The organism is Phormidesmis sp. 146-33 (assembly GCF_052939515.1).
Map to the genome: position 1 here is coordinate 1 of NZ_JBJPHU010000128.1, position 18,954 is coordinate 18,954.

General features: G+C 48.4%; 21 protein-coding genes and 1 pseudogene. 9 read left to right on the forward strand and 13 right to left on the reverse strand.

From position 1 onward, the window contains the following. The first annotated feature begins 433 nt into the window (after nucleotides 1–433). The 3 genes from ACJ2PR_RS30340 (at nucleotide 434) to ACJ2PR_RS30350 (ending at nucleotide 1,342) form a co-directional block, all read left to right on the forward strand. On the forward strand, nucleotides 434–757 hold the full coding sequence (locus ACJ2PR_RS30340; RefSeq protein ID WP_446879779.1) for a nucleotidyltransferase family protein: 324 nt from the start codon (nucleotides 434–436) through the stop codon (nucleotides 755–757). Nucleotides 758–885: 128 nt separating this feature from the next. Then, complete coding sequence (locus ACJ2PR_RS30345; RefSeq protein ID WP_446856496.1) at nucleotides 886–1,155, forward strand: hypothetical protein; 270 nt, start codon at nucleotides 886–888, stop codon at nucleotides 1,153–1,155. A 46-nt stretch (nucleotides 1,156–1,201) separates the two neighbouring features. Next, entirely contained in the window at nucleotides 1,202–1,342 is a 141-nt protein-coding gene (locus tag ACJ2PR_RS30350; protein WP_446856497.1) for a hypothetical protein, read from the forward strand. Nucleotides 1,343–1,410: 68 nt separating this feature from the next. Here the strand turns inward: ACJ2PR_RS30350 and ACJ2PR_RS30355 are convergent, their stop codons facing one another. From ACJ2PR_RS30355 to ACJ2PR_RS30380, 6 genes are all read right to left on the reverse strand, one after another. Next, the gene (locus tag ACJ2PR_RS30355; RefSeq protein WP_446879780.1) at nucleotides 1,411–2,049 is read right to left on the reverse strand and encodes a fasciclin domain-containing protein; all 639 of its coding nucleotides are present in this window, start codon (nucleotides 2,047–2,049) and stop codon (nucleotides 1,411–1,413) included. Nucleotides 2,050–2,256: 207 nt separating this feature from the next. Beyond that, nucleotides 2,257–3,285, reverse strand: a complete 1,029-nt coding sequence (locus ACJ2PR_RS30360) for an amino acid ABC transporter permease (protein ID WP_446879781.1) — start codon at nucleotides 3,283–3,285, stop codon at nucleotides 2,257–2,259. Then, nucleotides 3,282–4,193, reverse strand: a complete 912-nt coding sequence (locus ACJ2PR_RS30365; RefSeq protein WP_446879782.1) for an amino acid ABC transporter permease — start codon at nucleotides 4,191–4,193, stop codon at nucleotides 3,282–3,284. The genes ACJ2PR_RS30360 and ACJ2PR_RS30365 overlap by 4 nt, the downstream gene beginning before the upstream one ends. Nucleotides 4,194–4,282: 89 nt before the next feature. After that, nucleotides 4,283–4,567 (reverse strand): ribbon-helix-helix domain-containing protein, encoded by a 285-nt coding sequence (locus ACJ2PR_RS30370; RefSeq protein WP_446879783.1) that lies wholly within the window; start codon nucleotides 4,565–4,567, stop codon nucleotides 4,283–4,285. Nucleotides 4,568–4,597: 30 nt separating this feature from the next. Further along, entirely contained in the window at nucleotides 4,598–6,871 is a 2,274-nt protein-coding gene (locus ACJ2PR_RS30375; protein ID WP_446879784.1) for an NACHT domain-containing protein, read from the reverse strand. A gap of 630 nt (nucleotides 6,872–7,501) precedes the next feature. Next, the gene (locus tag ACJ2PR_RS30380; protein WP_446879785.1) at nucleotides 7,502–9,772 is read right to left on the reverse strand and encodes a PAS domain S-box protein; all 2,271 of its coding nucleotides are present in this window, start codon (nucleotides 9,770–9,772) and stop codon (nucleotides 7,502–7,504) included. A 206-nt stretch (nucleotides 9,773–9,978) separates the two neighbouring features. On the opposite strand from ACJ2PR_RS30380, the gene ACJ2PR_RS30385 reads away from it, so the two are divergent. Then, nucleotides 9,979–11,172 (forward strand): glycosyltransferase, encoded by a 1,194-nt coding sequence (locus tag ACJ2PR_RS30385; protein WP_446879786.1) that lies wholly within the window; start codon nucleotides 9,979–9,981, stop codon nucleotides 11,170–11,172. Nucleotides 11,173–11,176: 4 nt separating this feature from the next. Here ACJ2PR_RS30385 and ACJ2PR_RS30390 read toward each other — a convergent pair whose 3' ends face one another. The 4 genes from ACJ2PR_RS30390 to ACJ2PR_RS30405 all read right to left on the reverse strand — a co-directional run bounded on the left by ACJ2PR_RS30390 (nucleotide 11,177) and on the right by ACJ2PR_RS30405 (nucleotide 12,609). Further along, entirely contained in the window at nucleotides 11,177–11,773 is a 597-nt protein-coding gene (locus ACJ2PR_RS30390) for a Uma2 family endonuclease (RefSeq protein ID WP_446879787.1), read from the reverse strand. Between the two features lie 205 nt (nucleotides 11,774–11,978). Then, the gene (locus tag ACJ2PR_RS30395) at nucleotides 11,979–12,101 is read right to left on the reverse strand and encodes a hypothetical protein (RefSeq protein WP_446869298.1); all 123 of its coding nucleotides are present in this window, start codon (nucleotides 12,099–12,101) and stop codon (nucleotides 11,979–11,981) included. Next, nucleotides 12,082–12,339 carry a BrnA antitoxin family protein gene (locus ACJ2PR_RS30400; RefSeq protein ID WP_446856507.1) on the reverse strand — a complete coding sequence of 86 codons (258 nt, stop codon included), beginning with the start codon at nucleotides 12,337–12,339 and terminating at the stop codon, nucleotides 12,082–12,084. Before ACJ2PR_RS30400 ends, ACJ2PR_RS30395 begins: the two co-directional genes overlap by 20 nt. 3 nt (nucleotides 12,340–12,342) lie before the next feature. Then, complete coding sequence (locus ACJ2PR_RS30405; protein ID WP_446879788.1) at nucleotides 12,343–12,609, reverse strand: BrnT family toxin; 267 nt, start codon at nucleotides 12,607–12,609, stop codon at nucleotides 12,343–12,345. Nucleotides 12,610–12,621: 12 nt separating this feature from the next. Here ACJ2PR_RS30405 and ACJ2PR_RS30410 point away from each other — a divergent pair, with 12 nt between their 5' ends. Further along, on the forward strand, nucleotides 12,622–12,780 hold the full coding sequence (locus tag ACJ2PR_RS30410) for a hypothetical protein (protein WP_446879789.1): 159 nt from the start codon (nucleotides 12,622–12,624) through the stop codon (nucleotides 12,778–12,780). 25 nt (nucleotides 12,781–12,805) lie between these two features. On the opposite strand, the gene ACJ2PR_RS30415 is transcribed toward ACJ2PR_RS30410, so the two are convergent. From ACJ2PR_RS30415 to ACJ2PR_RS30425, 3 genes are all read right to left on the reverse strand, one after another. Next, on the reverse strand, nucleotides 12,806–13,258 hold the full coding sequence (locus tag ACJ2PR_RS30415; RefSeq protein ID WP_446879790.1) for an HNH endonuclease: 453 nt from the start codon (nucleotides 13,256–13,258) through the stop codon (nucleotides 12,806–12,808). A gap of 12 nt (nucleotides 13,259–13,270) precedes the next feature. Continuing rightward, nucleotides 13,271–13,564: a hypothetical protein gene (locus ACJ2PR_RS30420; RefSeq protein WP_446879791.1), complete on the reverse strand. Its 294-nt coding sequence runs from the start codon at nucleotides 13,562–13,564 to the stop codon at nucleotides 13,271–13,273. A 274-nt stretch (nucleotides 13,565–13,838) separates the two neighbouring features. Further along, complete coding sequence (locus tag ACJ2PR_RS30425) at nucleotides 13,839–14,078, reverse strand: hypothetical protein (RefSeq protein ID WP_446879792.1); 240 nt, start codon at nucleotides 14,076–14,078, stop codon at nucleotides 13,839–13,841. Between the two features lie 241 nt (nucleotides 14,079–14,319). On the opposite strand from ACJ2PR_RS30425, the gene ACJ2PR_RS30430 reads away from it, so the two are divergent. The 4 genes and pseudogenes from ACJ2PR_RS30430 to ACJ2PR_RS30445 all read left to right on the forward strand — a co-directional run. Beyond that, nucleotides 14,320–15,765: an ATPase domain-containing protein gene (locus ACJ2PR_RS30430; protein WP_446879793.1), complete on the forward strand. Its 1,446-nt coding sequence runs from the start codon at nucleotides 14,320–14,322 to the stop codon at nucleotides 15,763–15,765. After that, nucleotides 15,758–16,123, forward strand: coding sequence for a response regulator transcription factor (locus ACJ2PR_RS30435; protein ID WP_446879794.1), 366 nt, complete (start codon nucleotides 15,758–15,760; stop codon nucleotides 16,121–16,123). The genes ACJ2PR_RS30430 and ACJ2PR_RS30435 overlap by 8 nt, the downstream gene beginning before the upstream one ends. Then, nucleotides 16,120–18,183, forward strand: a complete 2,064-nt coding sequence (locus tag ACJ2PR_RS30440) for an ATP-binding protein (RefSeq protein ID WP_446879795.1) — start codon at nucleotides 16,120–16,122, stop codon at nucleotides 18,181–18,183. Before ACJ2PR_RS30435 ends, ACJ2PR_RS30440 begins: the two co-directional genes overlap by 4 nt. A gap of 352 nt (nucleotides 18,184–18,535) precedes the next feature. Continuing rightward, nucleotides 18,536–18,954: pseudogene (locus ACJ2PR_RS30445) on the forward strand (hypothetical protein); the annotation flags it as partial.

Genomic DNA, 18,954 nt, shown 5'->3' on the forward strand with positions numbered 1-18,954 from the left:
GGAAGGTGTCTCCTAACGGCCATGTTGTGATTCCTCTCTGTTTAGTGCAAAGAGGATGGGAACGCGGCTTCCCTAGATGGGGAAGTATAAAGCAATGGCTCAAACGTTCCCCACCAATATGAACTGTATGCAGGATCTTGATTCCAGCCTTTCAAGATCCCATCGCAAAGCTGACGGTGTACAATCATATACGCCTCTGAAGTTACTACTCTTAACTTTAGATGGAAGTCCTCGGAGTTCTGATTGTGGAGATCAGGCTTCGGGGCGTTTAGATCCATCTGCGAGGTATTCTACAAGAGTTTTTCGTTTTTTGGAATCCCGAATTTTTGAGAGTGGCTCTGCTTGCACGAAAGCATCACTTGAATGCAGCGTCCTTTGCAGTCTATTTTGTTAAGCAGAGGGTGTGATAGATTTAGCATCAGGTGACTAGTTTATGCAAATGATGCCTGTACAGATGAAAGCGCAAGTGCTGTCTCTCCTTCAAGAAAATCAACAGCAGCTACATTGGTTTGGAGTGAGTCGTTGTGGTGTCTTTGGTTCATTTGTGCGTGACAGTGCAATTTATGATCAAAGCGATGTCGATATTTTGGTTGCTTTTGAGCCGGATGAGAAAACGTTTGATAACTTTATGCATCTCTCTTTTTTTCTGGAAGACCTTTTTGGTAGAGCGATCGATCTCGTCACGATCGAGTCATTAAGCCCTTACATTGGCCCACACATTTTGGATGAAGTCGAGTATGTCTCCATCGGCTCGTGAGTATTTACGAAATCAGGCTAATTCTCAAGCAGGAATATTTCTAAGCTGAAGTAGAAGTGTTGTCGATCTTCAAGCCTTTTTGCTCTCTGTGGGAATGCTAAAGCTGTCCGTCTAAACAATATTCTCTAATGGAATCTGAAGACAAAACTGAGCTTTTGGTTTGCGTTGGCACTTTTGATCACGCTGGCATTCCGATTACTGTAACCAAACATTTGAGCGATCGCGCAACCGTTGCGTTTCAAACAATTTCTCTCAACATGCTGGTTGCCAATTTACTAGACATTGCACCTGCCGAAGTTGCTTACGTTCACAGCAAAGACGGCACCTCGATCAAAATTGAGCGAAATTTCAAAGGCTTTATTGGCTACCTGCAAGCCTCTAACCAATCGGAGCCATGAGCGTTAGAATCGTCAGAGCTAGTTTAGACAGTTCAAATTAAAGACTATGGCCAGTGCAGACGATCGCAAAAAACGCATTCTAGAGCATCTTGCTCGCAGCACCGCAGATTTTGCGAAACCGCTTCCGATTCGATCGGCAGAGCGTAGACAGCGCATTCTCGATCACGTTCGGCGGACAACGGGCTAAAAAAAGGGGTGCTCGATCGAGCAATCCCCATTAGTGATTGAGAAGCTTGAATGTAACAGCGATTGAGCTTACTTGGCCGGAGGCATCAAAACTGTATCAATCACATGGATCACGCCGTTGCTGGCTTTGACATCGGCCCCGGTGACTTTTGACTTGTTGACCATTACGCCGCTTTTGCCCACCATCACGCTGACAGGGCTACCTTCGACCGTTTTGACCTTGCCCGATTTGAGGCTGGTCGAAAGCACTTCGCCGGGAACGACGTGGTAGGTGAGAACCTGGATGAGTTTGGCCTTGTTTTCGGGCTTGAGCAGCGTCTCAACCGTACCTTTGGGAAGTTTGGCAAAGGCGGCATCCGTGGGTGCAAAAACGGTGAACGGGCCAGACCCGTTGAGGGTTTCGACGAGGCCAGCCGCTTTGAGAGCAGCCGTCAGCGTTTTGAAAGAGCCGTTCGCGGTGGCAACGCCTACGATCGTTTCGCTTGATGTCATCCCACTAGGAGAACCCATCGGAGCCGGGGTAGACATCGGCTGAGTCATCGGCTCGGCTGGCTGAGTCATCGGGCTAGACATGGGCATGGGTGCCGCGGGCTTGGGCTTGGGCGAGTGCATGTCTGCTTGGGTCGCATTAGGAAGGCTGACCAGCGCACCGAAGCTCAAGACTCCTGCGAGACTCAATAGTTTGATCACAGTCGTTTTCGTTTGCATGGGAATGGTATCCAGATTACGTAAAGTGAACTTTTGTAACGCCGCGTAAATCTTATAACGATTTTTCGCAAATCACAACAACTGTATGGCTTGTTTCAAATCGGCTAAAGCGATCGGTTGAAACAGACCGTTGGGATCTGCCTCGCTACAAGAACTTGGCTAGAGTCGCCATTCGGTGCAGACGATCTTCGAGCTTTTTGGTTCCAATTAACCTCTTTTTTGTTCTAAACGACGACTGACGATCGACATCGAGTAGCAAAAAACCCAGTAAATCAGACCAATAAATAGATAAACTTCTGCGTAGCGTCCCAAGAACTGAGGTTGAGCCAAAATCGATCGGGCGATTCCCGTCAGTTCTACCAGGGCAAACAACGCTAACAGTGACGTATCTTTGAATAGCGAAATGAATTGTCCGACGATCGCTGGAATCACTGCCCGCAACGCTTGAGGCAATACAATCAACCAGAGCGTCAGAGGCGTATTTAGCCCCAGTGCTTTAGCGGCTTCGATTTGACCCGATGGCACAGATTGCAACCCGCCGCGCACATTTTCTGCTAGATAAGCAGCGTTGAATAACACGAGTCCGGCGATCGCTCTCACGACGCGATCCAATCTTACCTGACCGGGCAACACTAGCGGCAACATCACCTGCGCCATAAAGAGGATTCCAATCAGGGGTAGTCCTCTGACTAGCTCAATGTATATCGTGCAGAATCCTTTAAGAACAGGTAATGTACTCTGACGACCTAATGCTAAGAGAATACTAAGCGGAAAGGCTAAGAGAATGCTGATGATTGCTGACAACAATGTGAGCAACAATCCATTCCATAAATTTGTGCCAACGGGAGTGAGAAAGCCACCGCCCCCGATTAACCATAGGATGAGAAAAAAAGAAATTGGTAAAACGAATAGAGATGTCTTCTGTTGAGATAGTTTGAGTTGTCTGCTGAGAATGCTAGAGGCGATCGCTCCGACCAACACCAGAAAGGCAACCCACAGTCGCCAGGATTGGCTAACGGGATAGCGTCCGATAAAAAACAGAGGCAAATTTCTAGCGACAACTGCCCACTGTGCTTTGATAAAAATCCAATTGATCAGTCCGTAACCAATCCAGATCAGCAGCGCAAAACAAACGATCGTTAGCAGACTATCTGCCCAGGTGTTAAAGAAGTTTTTGTGTAGCCAATGGGTTATAGAGACTTGAGTTTTGGGTCTTGAGGATTGAGTTGGGGTCATCGTTCTACCAGTTGTACGGAACGGTTGTACAAATTCATCGATAGGGAAATGATCAAGCTGATGGTCAGATAGGTTGCACAGATCAACAGCATGACTTCAACGGCGCGTCCGGTTTGATTAAACGTGGTCGATGAGATGGCGTAGAGATCGGGATAGCCGACGGCGATCGCCAGACTAGAATTTTTGGCTAAGTTCAAATATTGGTTAGAGAGGGACGGAATGATCGCCCGTAATGCCTGGGGCAAAATCACCAACCGCATCACCAGTCCGGGTTTGAGTCCGAGCGATCGGGCGGCTTCCCATTGACCTCTAGGCACTGACTGAATGCCGCCACGCACAATTTCTGCGATAAAGGTTCCGGTGTAGAGGGTCAATCCGGCAAGTAAGGCGGAAAATTCGGGTGAAAGCTGTGTCCCCAGTAGCCCAACGCCTCGATTGCTAAAGTTGATGAATCCTAGCGAAATGGCATTCTCTGGGGTGGGCAAGCTCAAGAAAACAGCGAAATACCAGAAGAAAAGCTGTAATAGCAATGGGGTGTTTCGCAATCCTTCTACATAGACCATTGCTAGATGCCTGACCAGCCAATTGTTAGACAATCGAGCAATTCCTGCGGTCACACCGACGATCGTCGCGGCAATAATCCCAGTCACAATCACCTTGAGCGAATTGAGCAAGCCGATCAGTAGAGCTTGACTGTAGTTGTCAGACGGTTCGTAACCGACGGGAGTCTCGCCGATCGTAAAGCCGGCCTGCGATCGCAAAAACCCAAAGCCGACGCGAATTCCTAATTGTTTTAGGTTGCGATCGAGATTGGTGCCCAAAAATGCCAGTGCCGAGACAATGAGAACGACCGCGATCGCCTGTCCTACAAATCGCCAAAATCGAGCAGTCCGCCAGAGAGGAATCATGAAGACAATCGAAAAGGTATAGCGTCTAGATTACACCGAGTATTGGGCAGCGCAAATAATCTAATGTTATGTAGCTGAGTTTGCGACTCTTACGCCTCGCTTGTCTGCTGGAACCGCTCCAAAATCTGGTTTACAAACGTCTCACCATCAACTGGAGGTGTATGAGTTGATGCCTCTATAGCTGCGTCAATTTTTGTTCTGACTACCTCGACCCATTCTGCATCGGCGCGACCCCTCGCGGGTAACTCGGAGAGATCGTATTCATCCAGCAGTCGCAAAGCTATCTCAAGCACTTCTTCGACAGAGCGATACTTTCCAGACTGGAGTTTGGTTTGAATCAGACGTTCCTGATCGGGAGTAAGACTAATGCTCATTGATGTCCGCTATACAAATTACTTGCTATTTTAGACTGAGGAAGCTAACTTTTCCTTCTCCCATTGCTCAAGCTCTCCGGTTGCCCATTGGCGTGTATCGAGATCGGCAGCATTAGCGGCGCAATCTTGCAATAGCTCAAAAGTGTGTGGGTGTTTAGGGTGATTGATTAGAAAGCTATTTAGGATACGCCATCGCGACTCTTGCGCTTGTGGAAAGAAACGTTGTTGTAGCCATACCAGAATGTTTGGACTGTCACTATAGTGTTCGACGATCTCTTCTACGACTTCTTCCTGAACAGAACACTCACATTCAAGGATGAACTGCTGCACCCATGCTAGAGTTTCCAGGTCATAGCCATAGTGCCGAACGATCGCTACCAAAGCAGATGCTTGAACACTCCAATGTCTATCTTGTTGAGCATAATCGGTTAGCAACGATAGAGTTGTTGGCTCATCTACATAATATTTAGCAATCGCAAATACCGCATCTGATGCTCCACGCTCGACCAGTGTTTGTAGCAATACCAAGGCTTGTGGATTGTCCCTAAAGGATTGCCCGATCTCATCTAATACAAAAGGTGAAAGTACTTCATCAGCAGACGGGTAAACATCATGGACTAACCATGTCAAAGTTTGCACATCGTCATGGAAATAATGAGTCACTGTCCGTATCAACGGAAGACCATCAGACCAATCTGGATATCTAATCGCTTTGAATTGTTCTTTTAGCCATGAGAGAGTATTTGGCTCATTTTGAAAGTACTTAGCAATTCGATCGCAAATTGCATCTGAGGTATTCATTAGATTCAATGAAAAATCATCCAGCTTATTAGTAGCAAAAGTAGCAAACTCAGCCACCAAACGCACACTATAACTGTCCTCATAGAATTCCTTTAACTCTGACAGCAATTGAGAACTAATTAATTCAATTACTTCTGGTTGTTCTACTTCCCCAAAGCAGTCAGCCGCAATCAAAAGCTTGTTGAGTGTATGATTTGCACAATACCGTTCACAATCTTCACGACAATCAAAATCTCCGTCATGATACTTAAGTTCCTGCTCCATCAGAAACTCAATCAACTTGCCCGCCGACTCGGCATCAACCATCCCGCAAATTAGCAGTAGCACTTCACGCCAAGCTTTATCTTGCCAATGCCTGCCAAATACGTCATCCCAGGTCAGCCGCTCTTTAGCTTCTAAAGCAGCAAAATACTCCTCAAATGTTGGGTGGAGAAAGGCGTAGATAGATTCTCTGGGATTGCTTGCATCGACTCCCACTTTATTTAGCCAACCTAACTTTGATGCCAGGCAGAATAAAGAGGCTTCGTCTTCTGGTTCTCCCATGAACTGAGATATGAATTCGTGGCGCAAACAAAATCGGTTAGCTTCTTTCTCGATCGCTTCTAGCGCCAGTTCACTCAGTTTGGCATTCAGTTGTTTACGCTGTTGAAACGTCGTCGGAATCTCCGTTTTCTTCCATTCATAAAAGCCTTTTGTAAACTGCTCGTATAGGGCTACTCTTGTTTCTGGAAGTTTGCCCTCTCGGATGTGCCAATCCAAACATAGCAGTGTGAGCAGTAGCGGATTTTTCACCAAATCTTGAATTCGTTCTCGCCCTCGTTCTCGTAGCGCTACACATAACCGCTGTCCTCGTGTTGCCTCTTCCTGAGCAAACCAGTTTTCGATAAATTGTTCTACCTGAGTTGGGTATGAAAAATCTAATGTGCGGTAGGCATCAAAGATTTCCACACCATGAGCATGAGTGTCCCAAAGGTTTTGCCGACAAGTCAAAATAATCCGGGCTTGACCAATCCAGCCTGTGATCTGACTTGCGATCGCCTCCAAAGGAGAAGCATGAGTTCTAGCAGACATTTCATCTGCACCATCCAATAGCAACCAGGTTTGAGAGTCTTTAAACCACTCAACAAAAGCATTTTTCTGCTCTGGAGAAACATTGGCAACTTTCAAACTATCCTTGAGCCATGTCTCCAAAAGGTATTCTTCTAAAGTCTTCCCTCCCAGTGCAGAGAGCGAAACCCAAATAACAGCCTGCTTCAGTTCTTGAGTGATCCATTGGGCTATCTGCTGTAATCGGGTTGTCTTACCTGCACCTGGCTGTCCGACGATCGCAATCCGCCGACCCTGGCTCTTTGGGCTTTGCTTTTGTCGAAGCACTTGATCTAAAAACTGCTGATGCTCAAAGGTTTGGGTGATTTTTGCTTCCCGGTATAGCGTTGATCCTTCTTCTGGCGCAACATCACCTTGTCGTTTTGGAGGCTTACGCTCTTCCAAACCCAAAGGCACATATACCGAGTCTAAGTGATGGTTTATCCCCTGGCTTCTTGTCAAAAAATTAGTCGTTAATTTTTGCTGCTCTTCCAGTCGTATCTGGCTAATCTGATACCAATCGATTGGAACATCTGGTTTTGACGAATCCTCTTTTGTTGACTTTTCAATTGCTGACCTTGCAGTCTGCTCAGACTGTTTCTTCCACTTAATCAACAAGTCAACAGGATACTTCACTTCATCACTGTCAATCAATTTGGCGCAGTTTTGACAAAGCCACATTCCGTTGTCTATAGATTTTCTTGCTTCTGATAAAATTGTAGGATTGTACCTTTTTCCACCTGAAGCGGCGGCTGTAATGTGTGCTGCAACACCAATATTGACGAATTTTGACGGGTCTTCGTGTGGGCCGCTGGTTAACTTACGACAGCCAGGATTGGAACACCGATAGCCTACCCGCTTTGCAAGAGTCTCTTTGATTGATGTAGCAAAATCATCTCGCATAGCAATCAACTTGAAACTTAGCTAAGTAACCTTATGATGCGCTACTTTTCCCCGATACTGACCAGTAAACCGAAATACTCATAAACCAATAATTTAAGTCATACAACAAGAAATTAGCTCTACCTATCTCCTGGCAGCCTGCAATTAGTTCCTATTTTTGATTTGGGGAATGACGATCGTAAACTCTGTGCCTTCTCCAAGTGTGGATTGACAGCGCAATTGTCCTTGATGTTTTTCGACGACAATTTGATAGCTGATTGATAGCCCCAGTCCAGTACCTTTGCCGACAGGCTTTGTTGTAAAAAACGGATCAAATAGCCGACTCATGACTTCTTCAGGCATTCCAGAACCATTGTCGATAATGTGAATGATGGTATTCTCTCTCGTGTGCTGAGTCACAATGCGAATGGTTGGTTTAGCAATCTCACACTGATCGAATTTTGAGCGCTCAAACCTTTCTTCTAATGCATCGATCGCGTTGCTCAAAATGTTCATAAACACTTGATTTAGCTGTCCGGCGTAGCATTCCACAGGCGGTAGATTGCCACAGTCTTTGATCACCTGAATCCCTGGAAAATCAGATTTTGGCTTGAGACGATGTTGCAAAATCATCAAGGTGCTGTCGAGACTTTCGTGGAGGTCGATCGCTTTGATGTCTGCCTCGTCGAGTCGAGAAAACGTCCTCAGTGACAAGACAATTTCACGAATTCGTTCGGCTCCGATCTTCATCGAATTCAGGGTTTTGGGCAGATCAGACATTAAGAAGTCTAAGTCGATCGCTTCGATTTCGGCCTGAAGCGCCGGGTTGGGATTGGGATAATATCGCTGATAACTTTCTAATAAAGCGATGAGATCTTGAGCATATTCAGATGTGTGAGCAATGTTGCCATAGATGAAGTTCACTGGATTGTTGATCTCATGGGCCACGCCCGCAACTAATTGTCCCAGACTGGACATTTTCTCACTTTGAATGAGTTGAGATTGAGTTATTCGCAGTTGACGCAAAGTAGATTCTAAGTCTTGGGTTTGTTGCCGCAGTTGAGACTCAGACGATCGCAGCGCCAATTCTGCGTGTTTGTAGTCACTGATGTCGCGGGCAATGGTCGATAAAAATTCGATGTCGCCCTGTTCGCTGCGATGGGCCATCATCACCTGAGACACGGGAATTTTGCGCCCATCTCGCGAGAGCAATAGTGTTTCACCTGACCAGATGCCCTGTTGTAAAGCGGTGTTTAGGGCTTCTTGTTGAAATTGGTCGAGCGCAGAGGGGGCGATCATGGTGCCGATCGCAAATCCCTGATCCATTTCAGCTTGAGACAGATTTAACAGTCGCCGTCCGGCTTGATTGATGTAGGAGGTGTTACCCCGCCCATCGGCGATGACGACTAAATCGGTGGTTGCTTCTAAGATGGCGACTAATCGAGACTGTTCTTTTGCGGTTTGTTTACGTTCGGCTTCGATCTGTTTGCGATCGCTGATATCTAATAACAACCCATCCCAAACCACTGCGCCGTCGGGTTGCCGTTCGGGTCGAGAGCTTCCTTGAATCCATTTAACCTGCCCAGAAGCGGTAAACGTTCGGCCTTCCCAATGCCAGGTTTCCAGGGTTTTGGCGGAGTGCATAACCGATTCAAAAAAGTTGTGACGATCGTCTGGGTGCAGCAAGTCGATCAGCCGTTCAGCGCTTTGCTCGATTTCTTCAGGCTCAATGCCATATAGATCTCGACAACCCAACGACGCATAGGGGAAAGCGGATGATCCGTCCGGCTCTAATCGAAATTGATAAATCATGCCAGGAACGTTGGCCGTCAGTTTCTGAAATCGGATTTCACTTTGAGCCAGGGCAGCTTCTGCGTCTCGACGATCGCGAATCTCTTGTTCTAGCTGGGCGATCGTGGCTTCTAGTTCTTGAGTGCGCTGGGCGACTTTGGCTTCGAGGTCTGTCTGAAAGCGCTGTTTTTCCTGGTCGAGGGTGATGCGATCGGTAATATCTTCGATTGTTACCAAAATACCAATTACGTCGCCCTGATCGTTTTTGAGTGGAAGCTTGCTGGTATCTAACCAGGCTTGTTTGCCGTCTGCTTGCTGCTGTGGCTCAATAATATGAAGTTGGGGAATACCGGACTCTATGACGCGGCGATCGCCCTCCCGAAACCATTCCGCCTCTTCGAGTTTCCAGGGCATGTCGTAGTCTGTTTTGCCGATGATCTGCTCTGGTGACGCTACTCCAGCGACTTTGGCTCCGTTGTGGTTACAGCCCAAATAGACAGAGTTGCGGTCTTTCCAAAAAATCAACTGGGGAAGGGTATCGAGTACTCGCTGAAAAAGCTGAGTTGCGATCGGGAGTTGAGCGCTGGGGTGCAAATTGGATTCAACGACAAAATCTGATTGCGGTTGCGTTGTTTCTGAGTGCATCTCCAAATCCCCAAAGCATCGAAAGAAGAAAGATAGTCTACTGTTCCCATAAACATTTTACTATGCTCACGATTTATACTCACTTTCACCAAACTCAGAGCCAGGTTGATGAACGAGGGGAGCGATCGTGCGCTACAAATGCGCTACAAAGGGGTAATGACTGAAATGAGACAACCGTCCTCACAAGTTATAAAGTAAGTTACAAAATGGTCAGTTTGAGTTTTTGCATCATTGTTAAAAATGAAGAGGCAGCGTTGCCAAAATGTCTGGCCAGCGTTCGCGATGTCGTTGACGAAATGGTTGTATTAGATACAGGATCGACGGATGAGACGCAGGCGATCGCTCGCCAATGGGGTGCCGCTGTTTATAGCTTTGAGTGGTGCGACGATTTCTCAGCCGCCCGTAATGAATCTCTCAAATACGTTCACGGCGATTGGGTGCTGGTGTTGGATGCCGATGAGGTGTTGGTGCCTGAGATTGTGCCTGATTTGAAGCAAGCGCTCCAAAACGAACAGCGACTTTTGGTTAATCTAGTGCGACAAGAAATCGGCGCAGCCCAATCGCCTTACTCGCTGGTGTCTCGGTTGTTTCGTCGTCATCCTGACCTTTACTTTAGTCGTCCGTATCATGCAATGGTGGATGACAGTGTAAATGAGTTGTTGCAGCGCGAATCGCAGTGGCAAATTGGTTATTTACCAAAGGTTGCTATTTTGCATGATGGATATCAACCGGATGTGATTGCGGCGAGAGATAAGTTTGCGAAGGCACGATCGATTATGGAAGGCTTTCTCAAAACACATCCCAGCGATCCGTATGTATGCAGCAAATTGGGGGCGCTTTATGTCGAGATGGGTGAAGTGCCCAAGGGCCTGAGCTTGTTAGAACGCGGGCTGTATGCTGCTAATATTGATATTCCCATTTTATATGAACTGCATTATCACTTAGGCAGTGTTCATAGTGAGTTAGGTAATGCAATTCAAGCCGAGCGCCACTATCAAACCGCAGCAGAGCAACCGATTTTACCTAAACTTAAATTAGGTGCTTTAAACAATTGGGGCAATCTGCTCAAAGAGAAAGGTAATTTAATTCAAGCAAAACAGTTATATGAACAGGTGTTAGACATTGATCCAACATTAGCGATCGCGCATAACAATCTAGCGATGACGCTCAAATCAATGGGCCAGTTTGTCGAAGCGATCGCTCACTACCAAATCGCCATTCAACTCCAACCTCAATATGCTGAGGCTTATCAAAATCTCGGTGTCGCCCTACTCAAAATCGGTCAGGTTCCCGAAAGTTTGGCAGCCTTTCGATCGGCGATCGCCCTCCACCAACAGACAGGCTCCCCCGAAGGCGATCGATTACGTCAAGGTCTACAAGACATGGGATTTGTCGTGTGATTAGCTACCAAATTTTGGTCATTCGTAGCGTGAATTTTGGTAATTCTGGATCGCCGCTTACCGATTCTGGATCGTTCAAAATGTCTGGAGTGACGTTAGGACGGTAGACATGAGCGGTACGATTTTGGCGATCGATCAACAGTCCCAACCTTGCCCCATTGTCGAGATATTCCTGCATTTTGTTTTGCAGTGTGGTTAATGAATCACTTGCCGATCGCAGTTCAATTACCAAGTCTGGACAAATCGGAGCAAAGGAGGCTTTTTGTTCGTCAGTGAGGGCGTTCCAGCGATCGAGCCTGATCCACGAAGCATCGGGCGATCGCACCGCACCATTGGGAAGCGTAAAGCCTGCACTAGAGTCAAAACAGATGCCTGTCCCGTCTTGTCTTGCCCAAATTCCTAATTCAACGGCAAGGTCAAAATTTCGATTTCCGGTATCCGAAAAAGTGGGCGGCATGATGATGACTTCTCCCTGGGCTGTCCGCTCGATTCGCAAATCAGGATTGACCTGACAAAATTCGTAAAACTTCTCGTGAGTGCTGGTGTTGAGCGAAGGGAGATGAACCGTCACAGGAACGCTCTGGATCAATAGCGTGGTCATGGGTGCCTTCTGGTTTGAGCAAGTTGCTTTTATTTTAGAGCGATCGGGCTTGGCTGCCTTGAGGAGTCGATCGATTGTGGAATTTGATTAACTTGAATTCGATGAAATTCTTTGCTTCGGTTGCCAATCCGGGTTGCCTCTTGTATCTTCGGCTGTGTCACTAGGGCTAATGCAGGAACGATCGCAGGACGGTTGCCCTTGACTTCTACAAAAAGAATCGCGCCACTGGAAATTTTGGAGGAGCGATCGCTTCCTCAATTCCCGGACACTCTAATTCTCGATTCCCTTTGAATTCAGGACAAGCATTTTCACTTTTCGATTCGCTCAAGTTCTTCTCGGACAACTCTGCGTAAAGTGGTTTCTAAAGGTTCGTGGCTCTGCTGAATGTGTTGACGCAGTACCTTGTTGATCAAGCTTTGGTAGTTTCCGCCGCCTGCTGCATGAACTTGTTCTCGAAACCAGGTCAGGATGTCGTCGTCTAACCGAATGGTAATTTGAGTTTTTCCTGCTGCGGTTGGCTCTACTGCGCCTCGTTTGCCTTGACTAAAATCGTACTCTGCTTCCATGACTCATCCCTCACTGTATTGATTTCGTTCTGAACGGGTTGCCGATCGCGCAGAAATTAATCGAGTTTCATCATCTCGCCAAGTGTAGACCACAACGAGAAAGCGACCCAGAGCATCCAGTCCGATCGTGATGTAGCGTTCTTCGTCATACCGTTGGTCTGTCAGGGTAATGGCGCAATCGTCGGAGAAGACGGAGACTGCATCGGCAAAATCAATTCCATGTTTGCTGAGATTATTCGCTGCTTTTTGGGTGTCCCATTGATACGCCATGCTTCTAATTGTATGCACATCTACAAAGACCGAAGATTAAAAACGGTTGATAGCCCCTCAACGCTCGTCAGGTTTTTTGAGTGCAGGAAAGTCGATCGTTCTGGAATGTCGGCTCACAGTGGAGTGTTGTCGGAGCCAATGGGAGAACGATCGCAGGTCTGTTGCCCTTAACTTCTACAAAAAGAATCGCGGAACACTATGCTAATGACTGGATTGGATCGTTTGGAGGTGGATGTCGTCCGATCGCTCGATCTGCCGCACGGATATTGAAAATTCGTTCTCGATTTAAGGTCAAGGCTGCGATCGTGGCATCGCCGATATCCGTTAAGCCAATGATGGTTAGACCATCCGCAGACCAGATAAAGTGCTCGTTCCAACCCTGTTGGCGAGGGTTAAATAGAGGAATTTGCCGATCGGTTTGAGGGTCGATCGTAGTGGTTTTGTCGGTCTTTCTGCGATTGCAGTGGAAGCAAGCAAGTGCCAAATTGCTGAGGTCGTCTGTGCCACCTTGAGCGATGGGGAGAATGTGGTCGATTGTAAACTGGACATATTGCCATTGCTCAGAAGCGTGGCAATATTCACAGAGTTCACTGGCTTGTTGGCGAACTTGTTGTTGCAGTTCTGGTGAGAGTTTGCGCCGAGTTGACATTTTAAGGGCGGCTCACTCGGATGAACTGAGAGATAAGTTGCGGAGGGTGCGGTTGACGAAGCTGAGATAGTCGTCCATTTCTTCGTAAGCGTCGAGTTCGATTTCTTCTTCTAAGCTGAGGGCGACCCCTTGCGGGTAACTCGAAGAGATCGCTTGTTGTTTGGAGAGTAATGCTTCGATGCGGTTTTGCACGAGGCTGGAGGCGCGAAAGATAGGGATGCCTTCTTCAAGTTCGAGGCGAACGGCTCCTTCGATCGGGAGTGAGGCAGGTAGGTTTCGCAGTGTGGGCGGCAGGTGTAAGGTCATGCTTTGCTTCAATGACTCAGATTCTTTCTCTTATTGTGCAGGAACGCCGACCGTTCTGGAATGTCTGCTCACAGTGGAGTGTTGTTGTCGGAGCCAATGGGAGAACGATCGCAGGTCTGTTGCCCTTAACTTCTGCAAAACGAATCACGGGACTAAAAATTTTGGGAGAGAAAGCCTTCCACTGCTTCCCCACACTCCACACCCTACTCCCCATTCCCTCTCATCCACTGCCGCAATTTGGTATCAGTACAGGTTCCATCGGGGCAACTCTACGTCAAGGCGGTATCTTTTCTAACTCAAAAGAGATAAACCTCACCCAAAGCGTCACGGCTTCTGTGGGGAACCCCACAATTTGAGCAAAAAACACAACAATTTGAGTTTTAACCAGCACTTCTTGAGAAAAAAGCTGCAATTCTTCAGTTTCAACCAAGATAACTTCAGTTTCAAACGAGACAGCTTGAGTTTCAACCAGCACTTCTTGAGAAAAAAGCTGTAATTCTTCAGTGTGAAACACGACGACTTCAGTTCAGAACGCGATCGCCCGACTCAAAAACACGACAACTCCAGTTCAAAACAAAAACCTTTGAGCAAAAAGCTGGAAACGTCGGGACAAAAGCAGGAACGATCGTGATCGCGACACTTTTTCTAGCTTGCGACAGATAAACTTCTCTGCATGATTCTCTGCAAACAACGATAGATAGATATGAAACAATGAATTGGTAAGTTGGTTTCTGATGAGTGGCAGAGTTTAGGTAATGCAATACGATCGCCTTTCGACCGGGGTTTCGGGATTGGATGAAGTGTTAGAGGGGGGCCTGCTTCCTCGGCGAGCCTATTTAGTCAGAGGAGGGCCGGGCGCAGGTAAAACAACGCTGGGGCTAGAGTTTCTGTCGGCAGGGGCAGCCCAAAATGAGCCAACTCTCTTTATTTCTCTCAGTGAATCCGAAGCGCAGGTGCGATCGAACGCCAATCTTCTGGGCTTTGATCTCCAAGCTGTCACCTTTCTCGATCTCAGCCCCAGTTCTAGCTTTTTTACAGAAGTCGAAACCTACGATATCTTCTCCTCTGCTGAGGTTGAGCGAGAACCCACCACCCAGAGAATCGTCGAACAGGTACAACAGCTTCAACCGGGGCGAGTTTTTATCGATGCGATGACTCAGTTTCGCTACTTATCAAGCGATGTGTTTCAGTTTCGCAAGCAGGTTCTCTCGTTTTTGCGGTTCCTCCTCGAACAGGGCGCAACGGTGCTATTTGCTTCAGAAAGTAGCCACACCAACCCAGACGACGACTTGCAGTTTATGAGCGATGGCGTAATTGAGTTGCAACATGACAGCGGCGATCACAGCGTCAGAGTCACCAAATTTCGGGGATCACACTTCAGATCAGGCCCTCACACCCTGCGGCTTTGCAACACGGGGATGGCTGTTTTTCCGCGACTGCAACCCGATCACTACGAATGTGACTTTGTGCTGGAGACCATTTCATCGGGCGTGAGCGAACTGGATCAACTGCTACATGGCGGCATTGAGCGGGGCACCGTCACCGTATTAACCGGGCCAACCGGAGTCGGCAAGACCTCGTTAGGAGTGCAATTTATGAAAGCGGCAGCCAGCCGAGGAGAGCGATCGGTACTCTATACCTTTGAGGAGCAGGTCAACACGCTGCTACATCGGGCCGAGTCGATCAATACGCCTGTGCAAGCAATGATCCAGCAAAGAACGCTATCGGTCGTCTCGATTGAGCCACTGCACTTTAGTCCCGATGAGTTTGCTAACCTGGTGCGCCAAGAAGTCGAACAACAACAGGTGCGGGTGGTGATGATTGACAGCGTTGCAGGCTACAAACTCTCTGTGCGAGGAGCCAATTTAGTGATGCATCTTCATGCCTTGTGTAAATATCTGCAAAATATGGGCGTGACGGTGATTTTAGTCAATGAAACCGAATACATCACCGGAGATTTTCGGGTTACAGAAGTTGGCATTAGTTATTTAGCGGACAACATTATGTTTCTGCGATACCTGGAAATGGGCGGCGAGATGCGAAAAGCGATCGGCGTTCTCAAAAAGCGACTGTCTAATTTTGAACGGACGCTACGAGAATTGAAAATCACCTCAAAAGGGATCAAAGTTGGGCAACCCCTGACGCAACTGCGCGGCATCTTGAGCGGCATTCCAGACTGGATCGATGAGCGGGATGCCTAAAGACCCCCTACAGATTTTGGTTCTCGATCGCAACCGTCGCAATCTCACCTTGTTGACTCAGTTTTTAGAGCAGCAAGGCTATCAGGTGTTGCCCGCTCTCTGTCTAGAGGACGTTGCTCTAATCTTGGGGCCAGTGCCTAAAATTGATCTGGCATTAATTGATATTTCTGGATTTGATGCCAGCATTTGGTCAGTCTGCCAACAGCTTCGCCAACAGGGGATTCCTTTTCTTGTGATCTCGCCGAGACATCATGCCGCTATCCAACAAGCCAGTATTGCTCACGGTGCCAATGGCCTGTTGAGCAAACCGATCGCCATGCGGGAGTTTTTGCAGTTAATTCGGGAGTTGTTAAAATGAGCCGAATTTTGCTGCTAATCGAACACCGCGAAAATCGTCGGCTGATGTCAGACTGGCTCAGTCCACGCTATCAAGTCATCGTTCCCGATTGGGATATAGACAGCGTGAGGCAATCACTTGCGTCTGAGTCGTTTGATCTGTGCATCATCTGTGGCAGAACGTTGGATCAGTTGGGGCAAGCGGTGCAGGCTCGACGCGATGCCGAACAACCTATTCTATTACCGTTCTTGTTGACGACCAGCCGCCCAGATGTGGGATACGCCACGCGACACCTCTGGCAAAGTGTGGATGAACTGATCATTCAACCGATCGAGAAAATTGAACTACAGGCGCGAGTTGAGATTTTGCTGCGATCGCGTCAACTTTCACTGCGACTTCAGGTTTGCGAATCGGAGACAACTCAGCAAATTGCAGCAAGGCAGCAGGCCGAAGTGAGGCGCGATCGGGCGATTTCTGCCCAGCATTACAGCGACGCACAGTTTCGTCAAATGGCCGAAATCATTCCCAGCGTGTTTTGGCTATTTGATCTAAAAGCCCAGCGGCCAATTTATATCAGTCCCGCTTACGAAACCATTTGGGGACGCGATCTTGGTGACCTCTACAGCAATTTCAGCACTTGGTTTGAGTCCATTCACCCCAACGATCGTGAACGAATGCGATCGGCAAATGAGCGTTGCCTAGCCAATGGTCAGAGCGATGAAGACTATCGAATTATTCGACCCGATGGCTCGGTGCGCTGGATTCGCGATCGCGGGTTTATCCTTCTGGATGCAGACGGACAGCCTTCTCGATCGGCAGGTGTCGCCGAAGATATTACCGATCGGGTCTCCATCGAAGCCCAACGCCGTCAGACCGAAGCCGAACTCAACCGCGTTTTGAAGCTAGAGCAAGCCGCCCGCACCGAAGCCGAACGCGCCAATCGCATCAAAGACGAATTTCTCGCCGTCCTCTCTCACGAACTTCGCACTCCGATGAATCCGATTCTCGGCTGGGCCAATCTGCTGGGACAGGGCAAACTAGATGCTACCAAAGCAACCCAAGCGATCGCGACGATCGAGCGCAATGCCAAACTACAAGTCCAACTGATTGACGATCTGCTGGATATCTCTCGGATTCTGCGCGGCAAGCTGACGTTGAAACCGCTTCCGGTCGCGCTGTCGGCGGTGATTGAGGGGGCGATCGAGACGGTGCGATTAGCGATCGAAGCCAAAGCCGTTCAGCTTGAGGTAAATCTTGATCCCATTGGGTCAGTGTTAGGCGACGGGGCGCGACTTCAACAAGTGGTCTGGAATCTGTTGACCAATGCCGTCAAATTTACGCCTACAGGCGGGAGAATCACCGTCAACTTAACGCAGATTGACAACCAGGTTCAGATCCAAGTCAGCGATACGGGCAAAGGCATTCACCCTGATTTTTTGCCACATGTCTTTGAGCATTTTCGGCAGGAAGATGGCGCGACGACTCGTAAATTTGGGGGACTTGGACTGGGACTGGCGATCGTCCGTCAAATTGTCGAACTACACGGCGGCACCGTCAGCGTCAGCAGTCCCGGCGAAGGACAAGGCGCGACCTTTACCGTCAGCCTTCCGCTTGCTTCTCAATTAGAAGCTGTGCCATCGCCACGATCGCTCCCCTCGCCAGCCGATCTGAGTGGGGTTGAGATTTTGGTGGTCGATGACGATGACGACTCGCGAGAGTTTGTCGCCTTTGCCCTGGAGCAATCGGGTGCAATCGTGCGGGCGGTCGCTTCTGGGGCTGAGGCTCTACAGATTTTTACCCAATCTCCGCCCAACCTGCTGATCAGCGATATTGGAATGCCCGAAATGGACGGCTATATGTTGATGCGCCAGATTCGATCGCTCCCCGTTCAGCAAGGAAAAAATGTGCCTGCGATCGCGCTTACCGCCTACGCTGGAGAAGCCGACGAACAAAGAGCCTACGCCGTCGGTTTTCAAAAACATTTACCAAAGCCGATCGATCCAGTTGCCAGTATCGCCCTTATTTCTGAACTTCTTCATGCTCACGACAACCGACAAAGTGCCTCTGTAAAGCAGCGTTAGTTCGATGCAGTTTTATCGCTTGGTTGCTCTGAGCTTCTGCCCCCCAAGCTAACAATTCTGGGGACTTTAAGACAAAATTTCTGGTTCAAAGTTCTTTACTACAGAAATTTAACGTGAATTCGATGAGGTTTTTTTGCTTCGTTCTTTAGCGCTTCTGCCCCCCAACCCCCCAAAATTGGGGGACTTTCAGACAAGATCTTGGGTTCAAAGTCCCTCACTCGTGGGGGATTTGGGGGGCTGCCTGGATTCACAACCGCAGCGAAAGATTTCATCGAATTCACGTAAATTTAAAGACGTTCCTGGCTGTGTAATCGCCGCGAAAAAACTTCACTAAATCGAGTTAAAACACTCAATGGAACACGCCTACTGGTACGATGGCAACCTGATCAAAGGCAAGACACTGGAACTGGCGATCGACGACCCCGCCCTCCTTTACGGTGCGACCCTCTTCACCACCTTGCGCGTCTACCAGACTCTCGACCATCCCCTCACGAACTGGTCAGGACACCTAAACCGCCTCCAAACCAGCCAGCAAGCCTTTCACTGGTTGCCCCCTGATTGGCACCGCCTGCGCCAGGGAGCCGATCGTCTCAGCCAAACCTTTCCCATTCTCAGAATCGTCCTCTTCCCCGACGGTCGCGAATGGATCACCGGAAGATTTCTCCCCGCCGATCTCACCCACCGCCAACAAAACGGCATCACCGCCTGGCTCCCTCCTCCCTCCTCCCTCCTCCCTCCTCCCTCCTCCCTCCTCCCTCCTCCCTCCTCCCT